Source organism: Mycolicibacterium sp. 624 (assembly GCF_040548615.1).
GTDB lineage: Bacteria > Actinomycetota > Actinomycetes > Mycobacteriales > Mycobacteriaceae > Mycobacterium.
The window spans coordinates 155,781-169,741 of the sequence record NZ_JBEPRZ010000005.1 but is presented as its reverse complement, the minus strand read 5'-3'; the positions used below and the strand labels follow the sequence as shown (position 1 = coordinate 169,741).

Below are 13,961 nucleotides of genomic sequence, written 5' to 3'. Positions count from 1 at the left end.
CTCGATATGGCTCTTAGTATCAAGGATCCCGAGGCTGACCGCCTCGCCCGGGAACTCGCCGCGCGAACCGGCGAGACGCTGACCGAGGCGGTGGTGGTCGCATTGCGTGAGCGACTAGCGCGCCAGGCCGGTCGCACTGCAGTGATCCCACTACGCGACGAACTCGCGGCGATCCGTCGTCGGTGCGCGGCGCTGCCGGCCGCCGACGACCGATCTGCAGAGGAGATCGTGGGCTATGACGACCGCGGGCTGCCGTCCTGATGGTCATCGACACCTCCGCGCTGGTCGCCATGCTGACCGACGAGCCTGATGCCGAGCTTTTCGAGGCGAGAGTGGCAGACGATCCCGTGCGGACCATGTCCACTGCGTCATACCTGGAGACCGCCATCGTGGTCGAGAGCCGCTTCGGCGAATCCGGCGGCCGCGAATTGGACTTGTGGCTGCACCGGGCCTCGGTGAGTCTTGTCGCGGTCGACGCCGACCAAGCCGAGGTCGCCCGAGCGGCCTACCGGCGCTATGGCAAAGGCCGTCATCGGGCAGGCCTGAACTACGGCGACTGTTTCTCCTACGCGCTAGCCAAGGTCAGCGGTCAGCCATTGTTGTTCAAGGGCGATGATTTTGGGCATACGGACGTCGTTGCGGCCGACTAGCCGACCCGTCCGCCCACCGTGCCACCTCACCGCACGTCCCGCACCGCCAGATAGTGCTCAGACACCGGCACACCGTCGGTGTAGCGCTCGACGGCCTGCTCGATCAGCAGGTCCTGACCGGTGAGCCGGGTGTAGTGCTGATGCATGTGCTCGCCCCAGGACCGCACGATGAACGACTCCACGAACGTCGCCTCATGCTCGATGCTGCGGAACAGCCGCCACTCCGCTGCGCCGGTGCGCTGGCGGGACCGGCCCAGCACCGTCATCGCCGCCAGGAAGTCCTTCTCGTCCGCCGCCGCGACGCAGTAGGAGGTCAGCACCAGCACGGGGCCGTCCAGCGGTTCGGGCTCGAAGATCAGCGTCGGCTCGGGCCAGTGCGACGACGGCGTCAGGTCCAGCTCGTTGGTCTTCGCGTGCAGCGGCCACCACAGCGACGACAGCCCGCACACCACCAACATGGCCGCGCTCACCAGCAGGCTGACCGAACTGGTGGTGGCTCCGGCGAGCACACCCCACACCACCGAACCCACCGCCTGCCCGCCCATGAAGACCAGCTGATACACCGACAGGCCGCGGGCGCGCACCCACGCGGGCAGGCTCAACTGCATCGACGCGTTCAGCGTCGACAGCGACAGCAGCCACGCCGCGCCGCCGACGACCAGGGCCGCGAACACGACGGCGAAGATCGGCACCAGCGCCAGCACCGCGGTGGCCACCGCGAAGCCCGCCGCACCGACCGTCAGCAGCGCGTTCTGGCTGAACCGCGCTCGCAGCCGCGACAGCAGGAACGCCCCGAGCACGGCACCGGCACCGAGCGCACCGAGCAGCAACCCGTACCCCGAGGACGACAACCCCAGCCGGTCCTTCGCGATCACCGGTAGCAGTCCCCAGATCGCGCTGCCGGGTGCGATGAACAGCGCCGCCCGCAGCAGGATGCGCCGCACGACGGGCGAGCTGCGGATGAACCGTCCGCCCGCGCTCAACGCCGCGAGCGCTCGCTCGGGCGGGTAGCCGCTCGAGACGCCGGGGCGACGCCACGCGATGAGCACGAACACGATCCCGACGAAGGACACCGCGTTGAGCGCGAACACCAGGGTCGGGCCGGACACCGCCACCAGCACGCCGGCGATCGCCGGCCCGATGGCTCGCGCGCCGTTGATGCTCATGCTGCCCAGCGCGGCCGCCGCCGGAATCTGCTCAGCGGGAACGAGATCCGGTTGAATCGCCTGCCAGGCCGGCGCCGTGAGCGCCTGCCCGCAGCCGATGACGAACAACAGGGTCAGCAGCACCGCCGGCGTCGTCAACCCGGCACCGGTCAACGAGGCGAGCAGACCCACTCCCGCGGCCATCGCCCCCTGGGTGGCGATGAGCAGCCGGCGCCGGTCGACGAGGTCCGCGAGCACACCCGACGGCAGCGCCAGCAGCATCACCGGCAGCGTCGTCGCGGTCTGCACCAGCGGCACCAGGACCGCTGCGCGAGGGTCGCCGACGAGCATCCACTGCGCCCCGACGATCTGCATCCAGGTGCCGAGGTTGGAGACGAGCTGCGCGATCCACAGTGAGCGGTAGACCGGCGATCGCAGCGGTGCCCATGTCGAAGTGGACGGTGTCGATGTGCTCGCCGATGTCATCCGCCGCTCCCGTGTATCGCCGTCCGTTGAGCCTAGGCGGCGCGACGCGAACCCATCGCCCGCCTCCGCGCGATAGTCGCTCAGAGGCGGGCAATCGCAACAGCAACCCCTCGGTGTCCAACGCTGTCACCTCGGCACTTACGGCCAAGCGCCGGGCTCCAGCGCAGCAGAAGCTAGGCTTCAGAGAAACATTGAGTCGTTTGGAGCGTGAATACGTCGTGAAGCTCGGAATCCTTGCCCTCGGGAGTGCGATGGCGCTGCTGTCGGCACCGGTGATCTTCGCGTCTCCGGCGTCGGCCAAGCCCTGCCCCTCCGGCACCTCGCAAACCAAGTGGCCGGGCGTGTGCACCAAGAGCGGCTCCAACGCACCCGCGTTCCTCCCGCCGGGATCCACCCCTGGCGGCGGCGCCAATGTCGTGTCACGGCCAGGTGAGCTTCCGTCGGTGAACGGCGTCCCGTGCACGCCGGAGCATTACGGCACGTGCCTCGCCATGCAGCAGAGCGGCCGGTAGGCCCGAAGCGTCGGCCCGGAATCCTCTGACCAGCCCGGAACTCACAGCCCCACCTGGTTGACTGTGCCCCATGCGCACAGGCCACCGGATGCACAGCCCCGCCGTGCGCGTGCTGGGCGGCGCAATCGTCGGTCTCATCGCGACCGCCGTGGCGGCCTGGGTCGGGTTCCGGTGGTTCTCCCTGCTGATCGGCTGGGACTTTCTCGCGGTGACGTTCATGGCCTGGACCTGGCGGGTGATCTGGCCCTTCAATCCTGCGCAGACGGCGTCGCACGCCGAGGACGAGGAGCCCGGCCGTCGGACCGTCTTCATCCTGATCCTCGGTGGTGCGCTGGCCAGTCTCGTCGGCGTTGGGTTGCTGCTGGCCAACGAGTTGCCGGACAACTACGAGGCCGTCGCCCCGGCCGTGTCCGTCGTCAGCGTGGTGATCTCGTGGTTCGCCGTGCACACGCTGTACGCGCTCACCTACGCCAAGATCTACTTTCAGGAAAAGCCCGTCGGCGGAATCGATTTCAACACCAAGCAACCGCCCCGCTACAGCGACTTTGCCTATGTCGCCTACGCCGTCGGCATGAGCTTCGCCATCTCGGACACCAACCTGACCTCATCGCGGATGCGCGCCACGGCCCTCAAGCACGGCCTGCTGTCCTACCTGTTCGGGTCGGTGATCGTGGCCTCGGTGGTCAACCTCATCGCCTCGGGCCTGTAGCGCCGACCTAGAACAACGCCAGCTGTTCGTCGTCGCGACGGTCCGCCCCGAACTTCGCGGGCACTGGCCGCTGTCGTACCCGCAGCGGCCACCAGAACCACCGGCCCATCAACGCCGCGATCGACGGCGTCATGAACGACCGCACGATCAACGTGTCGAACATCAGGCCCAGCGCGATCGTCGTCCCGATCTGGCCGAGCACCTTCAAGTCGCTGATGATGAACGACGCCATGGTGAACGCGAACACCAGGCCGGCGGCGGTGACCACGGAGCCACTGCCCGCCATCGCGCGGATGATGCCCGTGTTGAGCCCGGCGTGGATCTCCTCCTTGAACCGGGAGACCAGCAGCAGGTTGTAGTCCGACCCCACGGCGAGCAGCAGGATCACCGACAACGGCAGGATCACCCAGTACAGCGGTATGCCAAAGAGGTACTGCCACACCAGAACCGATATGCCGAACGCGGCGCCCAGCGACAGCGCCACGGTGCCGACGATGACGAGTGCGGCCACCAGGCTGCGTGTGATGAACATCATGATCAGCAGGATGAGGCTCATCGCGGCGATGCCGGCGATGAACAGGTCGTAGTGCGCCATCTCCGCGATGTCCTTGTAGGTGGCCGCCACGCCGCCGATGTAGATCTTCGACCCCGCCAGCGGCGTGCCCTTCACCGCCTCGGCAGCCGCGTGCCGGATCTCCTCGATGTGCGAGATGCCCGCGGCGGTCGCGGGATCCACGTCGTGGGTGATGATCATCCGGGCGGCCTTGCCGTCGGGCGACAGGAACAGCTTCAGCCCGCGCTTAAACTCGGGGTTGTCGAACGCCTCCGGCGGTAGGTAGAACGAGTCGTCGGTCTTCGACGCGTCGTACGCCTGGCCCAGCGCCGTGGAGTTCTCCAGCGCCGCCGCACTCAGGTCGTAGATGCCCGACGTGGTCGAGTGATTAGTCATCGTCAGATCGCGGTTGGTCTCCTGATTCGCGATCTGCGGCGGGATGAGCGCCACCAGCTTCGGTTGAAGCTCATCGAGTTTGGCGATGCTGCCCGACACGTTGGCCAGCTGATCGGTCAGCTCGTTGATCCCGTCCAGCGCGTCGAAGAGCGACCGGAACGCCGCGCACGCCGGGATGTCGTAACAGTGTGGCTCCCAGTAGAAGTAGTTACGCATCGGCCGGAAGAAGTCGTCGAACGTGGCGATCTTGTCTCGTAGGTCGGCGGCCGTGGCTACGGTCTGCTGGAACGCCTCGCTCTGCTCGTGCGTGATGTCGCTCGACTGCAGCTGCAGCTGCATCTGTTGGCGCAGCGTGGTGATGCTGTCGTCGATCACCCCGACCTGCTTCAGCAGATCGTCGGCGCGGGCCTGCTGGAACGGCAGGTTGTTGATCTGCGACGCGCTTCCCGCGCTGATCTGGAACGGGATCGACGTGTGGTCCAGCGGCGTGCCCAGCGGCCGCGTGATCGACTGCACCTGCGCGACGCCGTCGGTGTGGAACACGGCCTTGGCCACCCGCTCCAACAGGATCATGTCCGTGGGATTGCGCAGATCGTGATCGGTCTCGATCATCAGCAGTTCGGGATTCAGCCGGGCCTTGGAGAAGTGGCGTTCGGCGGCCGCGTAACCGACGTTCGACGGTGCGCTGTCTGGCATGTAGACGCTGTCGTCGTAGTTGGTCTTGTACCCCGGCAGCGCGAGCAGTCCGATGAGCGCGACGGCCATCGTGGCGATGAGAATTGGTCCGGGCCAGCGCACGATCGCCGTCCCGATCCGCCGCCAGCGGTACTTCTGCGTGGGGCGCTTGGGATCCAGCAGCCCAAACCTGCCGCCGATGACGATCACCGCGGGCGCCAGTGTCAGCGAGGCGGACAGCGCCACCAGCACGCCGAGCGCCGCCGGGATGCCGAGGCTCTGAAAGTACGGCAGCCGGGTGAAGTACAGGCAGGCCACCGCGCCGGCGATCGTCAGCCCCGAGCCGAGGATGACGTGTGTCGTCCCGTGATACATGTCGTACCAGGCGGATTCGCGATCCTTACCCAGGCCGCGCGCCTCGTGGTAACGGCCGAGCAGGAAGATGATGTAGTCGGTGCCCGCCGCGATGACCAGCAGCGTCAGGATGTTGGTCGAGTACGTCGACAGGCCGATCAGGTTCTCGTTCGCCAGGAACGACACGATGCCTCGCGCGGCGGCCATCTGGATGAGCACCGTGGCCAGCCCCAGCAGCATCGTGACGAAGGAGCGGTAGACGATGAGGAGCATCACCGCGATGACACCGACCGTCAGCGCGGTCACCAGTTCGGTGCTCTCGTTGCCCACCTCGAACTGGTCGGCGATCTGGGCGGCGGCCCCGGTGACGTAGGCCTTGACCCCGGGTGGGGCGGGCGTGCCGTCGACGATCTCGCGCACGGCGTCAACGGAGGCCAGCGACAGGGCCTCGCCCTGATTGCCGGACAGGAACACCTGGACGTAGGCGGCCTTGCCGTCGGGACTCTGCGAACCGGCCGCAGTGAGCGGGTCGCCCCAGAAGTCCTGGATGTGCTGAACGTGCTTGGTGTCGGCGCCGACTCGTTTGACGATCTCGTCGTAGTACTGGTGCGCCTCGGCGCCCAGCGGCTCGTCGCCCTCCAGCACGATCATTGCCGCGCTGTCGGTGTCGAACTCCTCGAACTTCTCGCCGATCTGCTTGAAGGCCTGCAGCGACGGCGAGTCAGGGGAACTCAGCGCGACGTTGTGCTCCGCGCCGACCACCTCGAGTTGCGGGACGAGCGCGTTGCTGAGCCCGGCGACGAGCACCCAGAACACCACGATGGGGACGCAGAGCACCCGGATCGTGTGGGCGATGCGGCTGCGCTTCTCGTCGTGCGGCGTGTCGATCGGGGCCGTCGGCGCCTCGTCGGTCGAGCCGTGACGCCCGCTCATCCGGACTTGTCCAGGCAGTAGGTGAAGGGGTTCAAGGCGTTGACCGATCTCTCGTCCTTGACGGCGTCGTCGATGGTGATGCGGCAGCCGATCGTTTCGCCGTCGCCCTGGGCCTGAACGTTGACGAACACGGTCGGCTGGGTCGTGGTGGTGTCATATGCCCACGGCAGTGCGACGGCGTCGGCGCGCTGGGGCTGGGCGTAGATGTCCAGGTAGGTGATGGTGGCGGTGGACCCCGGGGCGCCGAACACCTCGATGAGCACGCGTTTCGGGTTGAACGGCTTGGTGTCGTTGGCGCTGTTGTCAGGCGTGGACACCACGTCCTGGGAGCCGAAGATGCCGTTGAGGCGATACACCGCGAACCCAGCCACCCCGACCACCAGCACTGCCACCACAATCATCCACCGTCGCATCAGAAAGCGACTGGGCGAAAACCGCTGCATTCGTGGCCTTTCGAGGAGCGGTGACATGATTTACCGGTGGTGAGGTACTGCTTCGGCGGACGGAATCATATCAACTAAGTTGACGGTACGGTACGACGCCGGGCTGAACAATGGCCACGTCCCGGGTTTTTCCGGCACCGAGTGCAAGGCGGTGTCCTTGCCCGCAAGTAGCGTCGGTGCCATGAACGACGGACGCAGGCGACGCAAAGCCAAGCAGGCGCGACGCGACGTGCGGCGGATGCAGACCCGCGACCAGGAAACCCCTCGTGACCAGGAAACCCCTGACGAAACGCCGCTGGTCGAGGAGGTGCGCCAGGCACTGGCCACGGGGCATCCGCTCGATCTCCTCGGGATGGTCAGCCTGCTGATCGAGGCCACGAAGCCCGACCCGCTGGCATTTGTGAAGTCTGGCCCGCAGGGGGACCCCGTCCGACTCGATGACCTCATCACCGGCTTCGTCGACGTACCGATTCCGGAGACGACGGTGCTGCTGGCGGTGCTCGCCGAACTGCTGGTCGACGACACGGACCTGGCACTGCGGTGCCGAGCGGAGGTCGCCGCGCGGCACGACGCCCCGCCACAGTGGATCTCCGAGCTGCCGCAGGTCGACGTTTACCGCGCGGTGCGGATGGCACACGTGCTGGGCGACGGCGACGAACTGCTGATCGGCGCCAGGTTCACCAGCGGTCACGAAGTGACCTGCGTTGCGCACATCAATCACCTCCTGTTCTCGGAGGTCAAAGACGCGTTCTTCGTGCCTGATTCGATTGACCATGTGATCTCCGTTGCGGCAGAGCAGAACACAGACCCTGACACCAGCTTCGTCGAGATGAGCCCTGCCGATGCTCGGGCTTGGATCCAATATGGACTCGGCCAGCAGATGTTTGTGGCGGGCACCGACTCGTGGCCGGGCTGTCGGCCACTGGTGCAATGGCTCATTGCACACCTGCCCGAAGGCGGGCAGGCATACCAATCACCCGCATGGGGTCTTCGCCTGTCGGAGTTGTTCAACCAGTTCGTAGACTCCCCATGGGGCGTACCGTTCGGCGATCCCGACTATCGGGAGCTGCTGCTGGAGCTTCTGGAGACCGGATCGGGCGACCCGGTGCGGTGGAGTGCGGCGCGTGTCGAGCAGGCCCTCGGCTCGTCATCCTTCAGCGAGGACGTCGCGGGGGAGCGTGTGCTCGCGGTTCCAGAACTCCTGCGAGCCTTCGTGCCGTTCGCCCACGCGCAGAGCGGCATTCGGGAGGAGCTCACCGCAGAGGCGCTCGCGGTGATCGACGAGCTGGGTCCGGCGTTCAAGCAGGAGGTGCTCGACAACCCGGTGTACTGGGACGACGACGAGGACGCCTGACAACCTCCGGACACCTCCCCATCGCCCAGCGTTCACCCGCACACCCCCTTTGTGTCACCTGCTCACGACAGGCTCACTGCGACTTCACAGCCGAACTGAATAGGGGACTCGTGACCACCTCGCACCTGAGTCGAGCGGCGGCGGCCACCATCGCAGCACTGCTGCTGGCGGCCTGCTCCACCACCGAGGAGGCCTCCGAGACCCCGCCCGAGACGCCGAAGGCCACCTCGCCCATCGACTGGAACCTGCCGGCATCGGAGCGCTACCACCGGCAGGCCACCTACCCGGTGTATCTCAACAAGCCCATAGGGGCTCCCCCCGAAGATCCGGCGGCCGAGACCGTCGCCGAGATCTCCACCGTGACGCCCGACGGCAACACCGTCATCTACACCGACGCCGCCGCCAAGCGGATCGGCTTCGTCGACGTCCGCGATCCCGCCAAACCCGTTGGGCTGGGCACGCTCTCGCTCAAGGAACTCGGTCACGCCGATGACCAGCCGACCTCGGTGGCCGCCGTCGGCGAGTTCGTCCTGGTGGTCGTAGACACCACCGGCGGCGACTTCGCCAACCCGTCGGGACGCGTCGACGTCGTGCGGGTCAGTGATCGCACTCGGGTGCACAGCATCGACCTCGGCGGTCAGCCCGACTCGATCGCCATCAGCTCCGACGGTACGTTCGCCGCGATCGCGATCGAGAACCAGCGCGACGAGGAGTTCACCCCGGCCGGTAAGGAGGAGGGCGACCTGCCCCAGCCCCCAACGGGATTCGTGCAACTGGTCAACCTCGCCGGCGCGCCGACCGCGTGGAAGAGCCGCAAGGTCGACTTCGACGTCGACGCCGCGCGCCAGGCGGGCCTGGACACCCCTGGGGACCTGGAGCCCGAGTACGTCAGCATCAACTCCCGCGGCCAGGTCGCGGTGAGCCTGCAGGAGAACAACGGCATCGCCATTATCGACGGCAAGACCGGCGCGGTGCAGAAGATCTTCAGCGCCGGGACCGCCTCCGTCAGCGGTATCGACACCGCCGAGGACGGCAAGATCGACCAGAGCGGCTCCATCCCCGAGACGCCCCGCGAACCCGACGCGATCGGCTGGATCGGCGACGACCACCTGGCCACCGCCAACGAGGGTGACTGGAAGGGCGGCACCCGCGGCTGGACCGTCTTCGACGCCACCACCGGGGAGGTGGCCTGGGACGCCGGCAACACCGTCGAGCAGCTCGCCGTGCGGACGGGTCTGCACATCGAGAGTCGCGCCGAGTCGAAGGGCCCGGAGCCAGAAGGTCTCGCGATCACCGAGATCGACGGTCGCCCAACCGCATTGATCGCTTCCGAGCGCAGCAACTTCGTCGCGGTCTACGACGTCAGCGACCCCGCCGCGCCGCGGTTCCGCCAGATCCTGCCGACCACGCCGGGCCCCGAGGGTGTCCTGCCGATCCCATCGCGCAACCTGCTGGTGGTCTCCTCGGAGGCCGATGAGGCCGACAACGGGGTGCGCGCCTCGGTTAGCGTGTACGGCTACGGGGACCAGTACGCGGCGGCCGGCGGCAAGCCCGCGTTCCCGTCCATCGTGTCCGGCGACGTCGACGGCGCGCCGATCGGCTGGGGCGCCCTTGGCGCGCTGTCCGCCGACCCGGCCAACGAGAACCGGCTCTACACCTCCACCGACAGCGCGTACGGGCCGGCGCGGATCCTCGGCGTCGACGTGTCACAGACCCCGGCGGTGATCGACACCGCGCTGCCGATCACCGAGGACGGCAAGCCCGTCACTCTCGACGTCGAGGGCGTCGCGGCCCGCCCCGATGGCGGCTTCGTGCTGGCCGTCGAGGGGGAGAAGGGCCCCGACAACCAGCTGGTGTTCGTCGCCGCCGACGGCAGCATCGAGAACCGAGTCTCGCTGCCCTCCGAAATCGCGGACGGACTGGGCGGTCAGGGCCTGGAGGGGGTGGCCGCAGACGACAACACCGTCTGGGTGGCGCTCCAGCGCGAACTCAAGACCGACCCCAAGGGCGTGGCCCGCATCGGTCGCTACACCCCGGCCGACGGCAAGTGGGTGTGGTTCGGCTACCAGCTGGACAGCACCGCCGTCGAGGGCGACTGGATCGGATTGTCCGAGATCGCCGTTCACGACGGCGCGCTGCTGGTGCTTGAACGCGACAAGCTCAACGGACCCGACGCCCGCGTCAAGGCCATCTACCGCGTCGAGATTCCCGAGGACGGCGTCCTGACCGCCGCCGATCAGGCCCCGAAGGTGTTGCCCAAGAAGCTCGCCCGTGATCTCCTGCCGGATCTGCAGGCCACCAACGGCTTCGCGCAGGAGAAGGTGGAGGGTTTCGCCGTCGCGGGCAACGGGAAGCTGTTCGTCGTCACCGACAACGACGGGCTCGACGACGCCAACGGCGAGACCGTGTTCCTCGATCTCGGGACGGCGGGCACCGCGCTGCAGAAGTAGGCGCCTCACCACCCTCAAAGGCTGGCAACGACTGTCCGGCGATTGGTGCAGTTGACGGCGGGTTGGTCGTTTTATGCTGGACGCACGAGGAGGTGCGTTCGTTGAGCCTATTGGGAGAAGCGCTAGACATTCTTCGCCGCTACGGCGATGTCATAGGCGTCAAATGGGACAAGGCGCCCGGGCCGCTCGATCGTCTCCCGAACTTGGGCGTCGTCAACCTTGCGAGTTCGCCCATTCTTGCTGCCGCGCAGGTCACGATCCAGGGGATGAAGGCGACGACGGGTTCCGGCGAGCCCCAGGCGGGTGAAGCGTTCGAGAAGTCCGCGGATCTGTATGAAGAAGCGGGCGACCTCCTCATCGACGCATCGGTCAAGGACGATCAGTGGAATGGCACCGCAGCGAATGCCTATGGAGAGATCAATGACAAGCATCGCCACCTGACACTGGAGGCCGCCGCAGCTGACAGGGAGATGAAGCAGTCACTCAGTCGTTTGGCTGCCCAGGTCAACGCGACCCGGAAGGATCTGCAGGATGCCATTGACTTTCTCTCGGACTACGACACCACGACATCGTGGATGAACGCGATACCCGGCGGCGCCGCCGTCAAGGCTGCGGCCGACATGGGTGTCGCATCCACGCAACTCGGATTCGCTGAGTTCTCAATTGCAAGGCTTGTCGCCGAGTCGGCGCTCGTAGCGAACGAGATGCGCACGCCGCAGGGAAGGTACGAGTCGGCAGCGGGAGAGGACAAGGTCGACCCCGAGAACACGTTCCCTTGTGGCGAGCCCTTTGGCGACGAGCGCACCGGAGGGCAGCTCCCAAGTCGCACTCTTCCGAATACGCCGTTCACCCCGCCCGTCATCGACGGACCGCCGGTGATCTACCCGCCTGCGACGCCCTACGAGATACCGGCGCCACGCTGACAACCGTCCCCTCTCGGAAGGAGCAGATTCATGTCTAGTCAAACCGATAATCTTCGAGTGTTGACCGAGCACATCGACGACCTCGCGGCCAGGCAGACCACAGCCGCTGGCTGCCTCAAGATCGCGGGGGAGACGGTCAACGACCTTGCGTCCAGCGTGTCGTCTACGCACGGAGTGGTGTGTGCCCTGAGCAACATGGCGGTCAGCGCCATCGAATCCGCACGCGATGCCGCAGACGCAAAGCTATGGCGGATGTCCCACGACCTCTCGGAGCGATTGACCTTGGCGTCGGCGAATTACAACAATGCTGACTGGCTCGCAGGCAAGGACATCGATACTTGCAGCTTGTGATGCAGATCAGTCGGCGGATGAGGGCAGGCGATGTCCGGTAGCGATCCGTGGGACGACGACGAAGTCGAGACGGGCCTCCAAGATGACCCGCACACTGCGTCTGGCCTAGCTGCGTTCGACGATTACGTGCCCACCGTGTCAGACGAGGGCGTTGAGTGGACAGTCGATTCACTAGAAATCAGCGACGAAGCTGAAATGGCGCCCGTGGCGTTCTTCACGGTATCCAATCCGCCGGGAACGGTGTCAGCGACGGCGACGATCGGCGGACGCATCCGTGACGTCGACATCCTGGACGCATCGAGCTTCACCGAGTCTCAGCTGGCCGACGAGATCGTCGTACTGGCGGACTTGGCCAAGGAGAAGGCACTGGCCGCCCAGCACGCGGTGACGGTCGAACTCATGCGCGGCCTTGGCCACGACCGAGCAGGTACCAGTGGCTACCTCCAACATGCGATCGGACTGCCGGCACCCGACGTCTCGAGCGCGCACATGGCAGACCTGTTCGCAGCTCGATACCCGCTGCGGGCCGAGTAAGCGCGAATGTCGAAGACTCCCCATCGGCGTCGTCGATGGTTATTCGTAGGCGGGGCGTTGTTACTCGTTGTGGCCGTGGGGCTTGCGCTCGTCCTTGTGTGGTGGCCGAGGTACAAGTTGAACGACGCGCGCGCGGCGTGGCAGCCGCCGGACCCCGTGCTGTCATCGTCGATGCGCGAGCAGCCGGTCGCCGGTTGGCATACAAGCGTTGTCGACCTCGGGCTCCCAGAAGCCAATCACAGTCGCATCGTCGTTAGCAACGAACCAACTGGGCCTCGCGCATGGGTCAAGAATGTCGGTGAGAGCGTCTACATGTTGGCCACCAGTCCTGCACCAACAGGGCAACAGTGGTGGCTTGTGGGTTTGAACGTTCGCGACGGAAAACGTCTCTTCGACGCCATTCCACTCGGTGTGACAGTCCAGCCGCCTCAATGCTTTCTCAACGGGCCCAACCACATCCTGTGTCTCGATGAGTTTCCTTCAAGAGCTGCCTGGGTGATCGACGGACGATCCGGCGTCGTATCGCACACCGGCCCCACTGATCTCCGGTTGGGATCCGCGACGCTCTCGGTCAAACAGGTCGGCATCTATGCCGTGGCGGAGACCGACGGCCAAGGTGTGTATGGCATCGGACCACGCGCGGAAACGACCTGGTTCGTTCCGGGCGATGGTCGCGCACAGACCGCTCCACCGGACAACTCCCGGCCGGTGCCGCAGTCACTTGTTGCGCAGGGGGACGCAAACCCCAGGAAGTGGGCAACGACCATCTTCTCGGTAAGTGACGGCAAGGTGATCAAACCGGCAGTGGAAGAGGGGGCCTCACTCGCCGATACTGCGGTCTACGCGGGTGGATTCGCTGCGGAGATTCTTGGGCCTGACGGCACCCGTTCGGGCATCAGCTTCTTTGATGAGACGGGCCAGCGAGTCGGCGACCAGGGAGTGGATGGCGCATTGTCGGACGACTCAATCGATCTGCCGGTTATCTCGTCAGGCGACGACAGCCCGCTAACGGTGTACTCCCCTCAGGGGCGCAAGCTCATCGAGGTTCCTCATGGTGCGATTAGCCGCGTCGGAACCGCGTTGCTGGTCAACGACACAAAGAGCCAGTCATTTCCGATGTGGCAGCAGTACGACCTGAAGACCGGCGACGAGGGTTCGGCTTGCGATTTCCCGATGCAGAACTACATCGGAACGGACGGGTCGATCTTCGTCTTCGAGGTGACCAACCACAATGCAGGTCTGCTTGCGACGGCCAGGGATCGGATCTCCTGCGAAAAGGTGTGGTCGATCCCTTCCAAGCCCGATTCGCTTGCTCGTATTTGGCGGATCAACAGCACCCTGATCCAGTTGTCTGATGACGGGATGGAGCTCAACTCACTCGTGGCGCGATGACATCACGCAATCGGAACATTTCGTGAGCCTTACGAAACACAGGCCGACGCCACATGTCGCAATCGGTCGTGTTGCCGCATGCCGGTCGCATCACTAGCCTG

General features: G+C 66.0%; 13 protein-coding genes. 10 read left to right on the top strand and 3 right to left on the bottom strand.

Annotated elements, in window-relative coordinates; translation table 11 throughout:
- Positions 1-6 precede the first annotated feature (6 nt).
- Together ABIA65_RS20445 and ABIA65_RS20440 are read left to right on the top strand one after the other, a co-directional pair.
- On the top strand, positions 7-261 hold the full coding sequence (locus ABIA65_RS20445) for a type II toxin-antitoxin system VapB family antitoxin (RefSeq protein WP_354524738.1): 255 nt from the start codon (positions 7-9) through the stop codon (positions 259-261).
- Positions 261-650, top strand: coding sequence for a type II toxin-antitoxin system VapC family toxin (locus tag ABIA65_RS20440; RefSeq protein ID WP_354524737.1), 390 nt, complete (start codon positions 261-263; stop codon positions 648-650). The genes ABIA65_RS20445 and ABIA65_RS20440 overlap by 1 nt, the downstream gene beginning before the upstream one ends.
- A 26-nt stretch (positions 651-676) precedes the next feature.
- Here ABIA65_RS20440 and ABIA65_RS20435 read toward each other — a convergent pair whose 3' ends face one another.
- Positions 677-2,281, bottom strand: a complete 1,605-nt coding sequence (locus tag ABIA65_RS20435) for an MFS transporter (protein ID WP_354524736.1) — start codon at positions 2,279-2,281, stop codon at positions 677-679.
- A gap of 218 nt (positions 2,282-2,499) precedes the next feature.
- On the opposite strand from ABIA65_RS20435, the gene ABIA65_RS20430 reads away from it, so the two are divergent.
- Together ABIA65_RS20430 and ABIA65_RS20425 are read left to right on the top strand one after the other, a co-directional pair.
- Positions 2,500-2,793 carry a hypothetical protein gene (locus ABIA65_RS20430; protein ID WP_241400942.1) on the top strand — a complete coding sequence of 98 codons (294 nt, stop codon included), beginning with the start codon at positions 2,500-2,502 and terminating at the stop codon, positions 2,791-2,793.
- Between the two features lie 70 nt (positions 2,794-2,863).
- A complete protein-coding gene (locus ABIA65_RS20425; protein WP_241400941.1) occupies positions 2,864-3,502 on the top strand; it encodes a DUF1345 domain-containing protein in 639 nt (212 codons plus the stop codon).
- A gap of 7 nt (positions 3,503-3,509) precedes the next feature.
- Here the strand turns inward: ABIA65_RS20425 and ABIA65_RS20420 are convergent, their stop codons facing one another.
- Positions 3,510-6,413, bottom strand: coding sequence for an MMPL/RND family transporter (locus ABIA65_RS20420; RefSeq protein WP_354524735.1), 2,904 nt, complete (start codon positions 6,411-6,413; stop codon positions 3,510-3,512).
- Positions 6,410-6,856, bottom strand: a complete 447-nt coding sequence (locus ABIA65_RS20415; protein ID WP_241400939.1) for an MmpS family transport accessory protein — start codon at positions 6,854-6,856, stop codon at positions 6,410-6,412. The genes ABIA65_RS20420 and ABIA65_RS20415 overlap by 4 nt, the downstream gene beginning before the upstream one ends.
- Before the next feature lie 181 nt (positions 6,857-7,037).
- Between ABIA65_RS20415 and ABIA65_RS20410 the strand changes: the two genes are divergently transcribed.
- The 6 genes from ABIA65_RS20410 to ABIA65_RS20385 all read left to right on the top strand — a co-directional run bounded on the left by ABIA65_RS20410 (position 7,038) and on the right by ABIA65_RS20385 (position 13,860).
- The gene (locus tag ABIA65_RS20410) at positions 7,038-8,210 is read left to right on the top strand and encodes a hypothetical protein (protein ID WP_354524734.1); all 1,173 of its coding nucleotides are present in this window, start codon (positions 7,038-7,040) and stop codon (positions 8,208-8,210) included.
- Positions 8,211-8,320: 110 nt separating this feature from the next.
- Complete coding sequence (locus ABIA65_RS20405; RefSeq protein ID WP_354524733.1) at positions 8,321-10,660, top strand: esterase-like activity of phytase family protein; 2,340 nt, start codon at positions 8,321-8,323, stop codon at positions 10,658-10,660.
- Positions 10,661-10,752: 92 nt separating this feature from the next.
- Positions 10,753-11,583, top strand: coding sequence for an EspA/EspE family type VII secretion system effector (locus tag ABIA65_RS20400; protein ID WP_354524732.1), 831 nt, complete (start codon positions 10,753-10,755; stop codon positions 11,581-11,583).
- Between the two features lie 30 nt (positions 11,584-11,613).
- On the top strand, positions 11,614-11,934 hold the full coding sequence (locus ABIA65_RS20395; RefSeq protein WP_354524731.1) for an ESX-1 secretion-associated protein: 321 nt from the start codon (positions 11,614-11,616) through the stop codon (positions 11,932-11,934).
- Positions 11,935-11,964: 30 nt separating this feature from the next.
- Positions 11,965-12,468, top strand: coding sequence for a YbaB/EbfC family DNA-binding protein (locus ABIA65_RS20390; RefSeq protein ID WP_354524730.1), 504 nt, complete (start codon positions 11,965-11,967; stop codon positions 12,466-12,468).
- A 117-nt stretch (positions 12,469-12,585) separates the two neighbouring features.
- On the top strand, positions 12,586-13,860 hold the full coding sequence (locus tag ABIA65_RS20385) for a 9-bladed beta-propeller domain-containing protein (protein ID WP_354524729.1): 1,275 nt from the start codon (positions 12,586-12,588) through the stop codon (positions 13,858-13,860).
- Positions 13,861-13,961: the final 101 nt, after the last annotated feature.

Bases quoted from the DNA above. Each gene is read 5' to 3' on its own strand.
- ABIA65_RS20445 (WP_354524738.1), top strand. From the start codon at position 7: ATGGCTCTTAGTATCAAGGATCCCGAGGCTGACCGCCTCGCCCGGGAA.
- ABIA65_RS20440 (WP_354524737.1), top strand. From the start codon at position 261: ATGGTCATCGACACCTCCGCGCTGGTCGCCATGCTGACCGACGAGCCT.
- ABIA65_RS20435 (WP_354524736.1), bottom strand. From the start codon at position 2,281: ATGACATCGGCGAGCACATCGACACCGTCCACTTCGACATGGGCACCG.
- ABIA65_RS20425 (WP_241400941.1), top strand. From the start codon at position 2,864: ATGCGCACAGGCCACCGGATGCACAGCCCCGCCGTGCGCGTGCTGGGC.
- ABIA65_RS20420 (WP_354524735.1), bottom strand. From the start codon at position 6,413: ATGAGCGGGCGTCACGGCTCGACCGACGAGGCGCCGACGGCCCCGATC.
- ABIA65_RS20415 (WP_241400939.1), bottom strand. From the start codon at position 6,856: ATGCAGCGGTTTTCGCCCAGTCGCTTTCTGATGCGACGGTGGATGATT.
- ABIA65_RS20410 (WP_354524734.1), top strand. From the start codon at position 7,038: ATGAACGACGGACGCAGGCGACGCAAAGCCAAGCAGGCGCGACGCGAC.
- ABIA65_RS20395 (WP_354524731.1), top strand. From the start codon at position 11,614: ATGTCTAGTCAAACCGATAATCTTCGAGTGTTGACCGAGCACATCGAC.
- ABIA65_RS20390 (WP_354524730.1), top strand. From the start codon at position 11,965: ATGTCCGGTAGCGATCCGTGGGACGACGACGAAGTCGAGACGGGCCTC.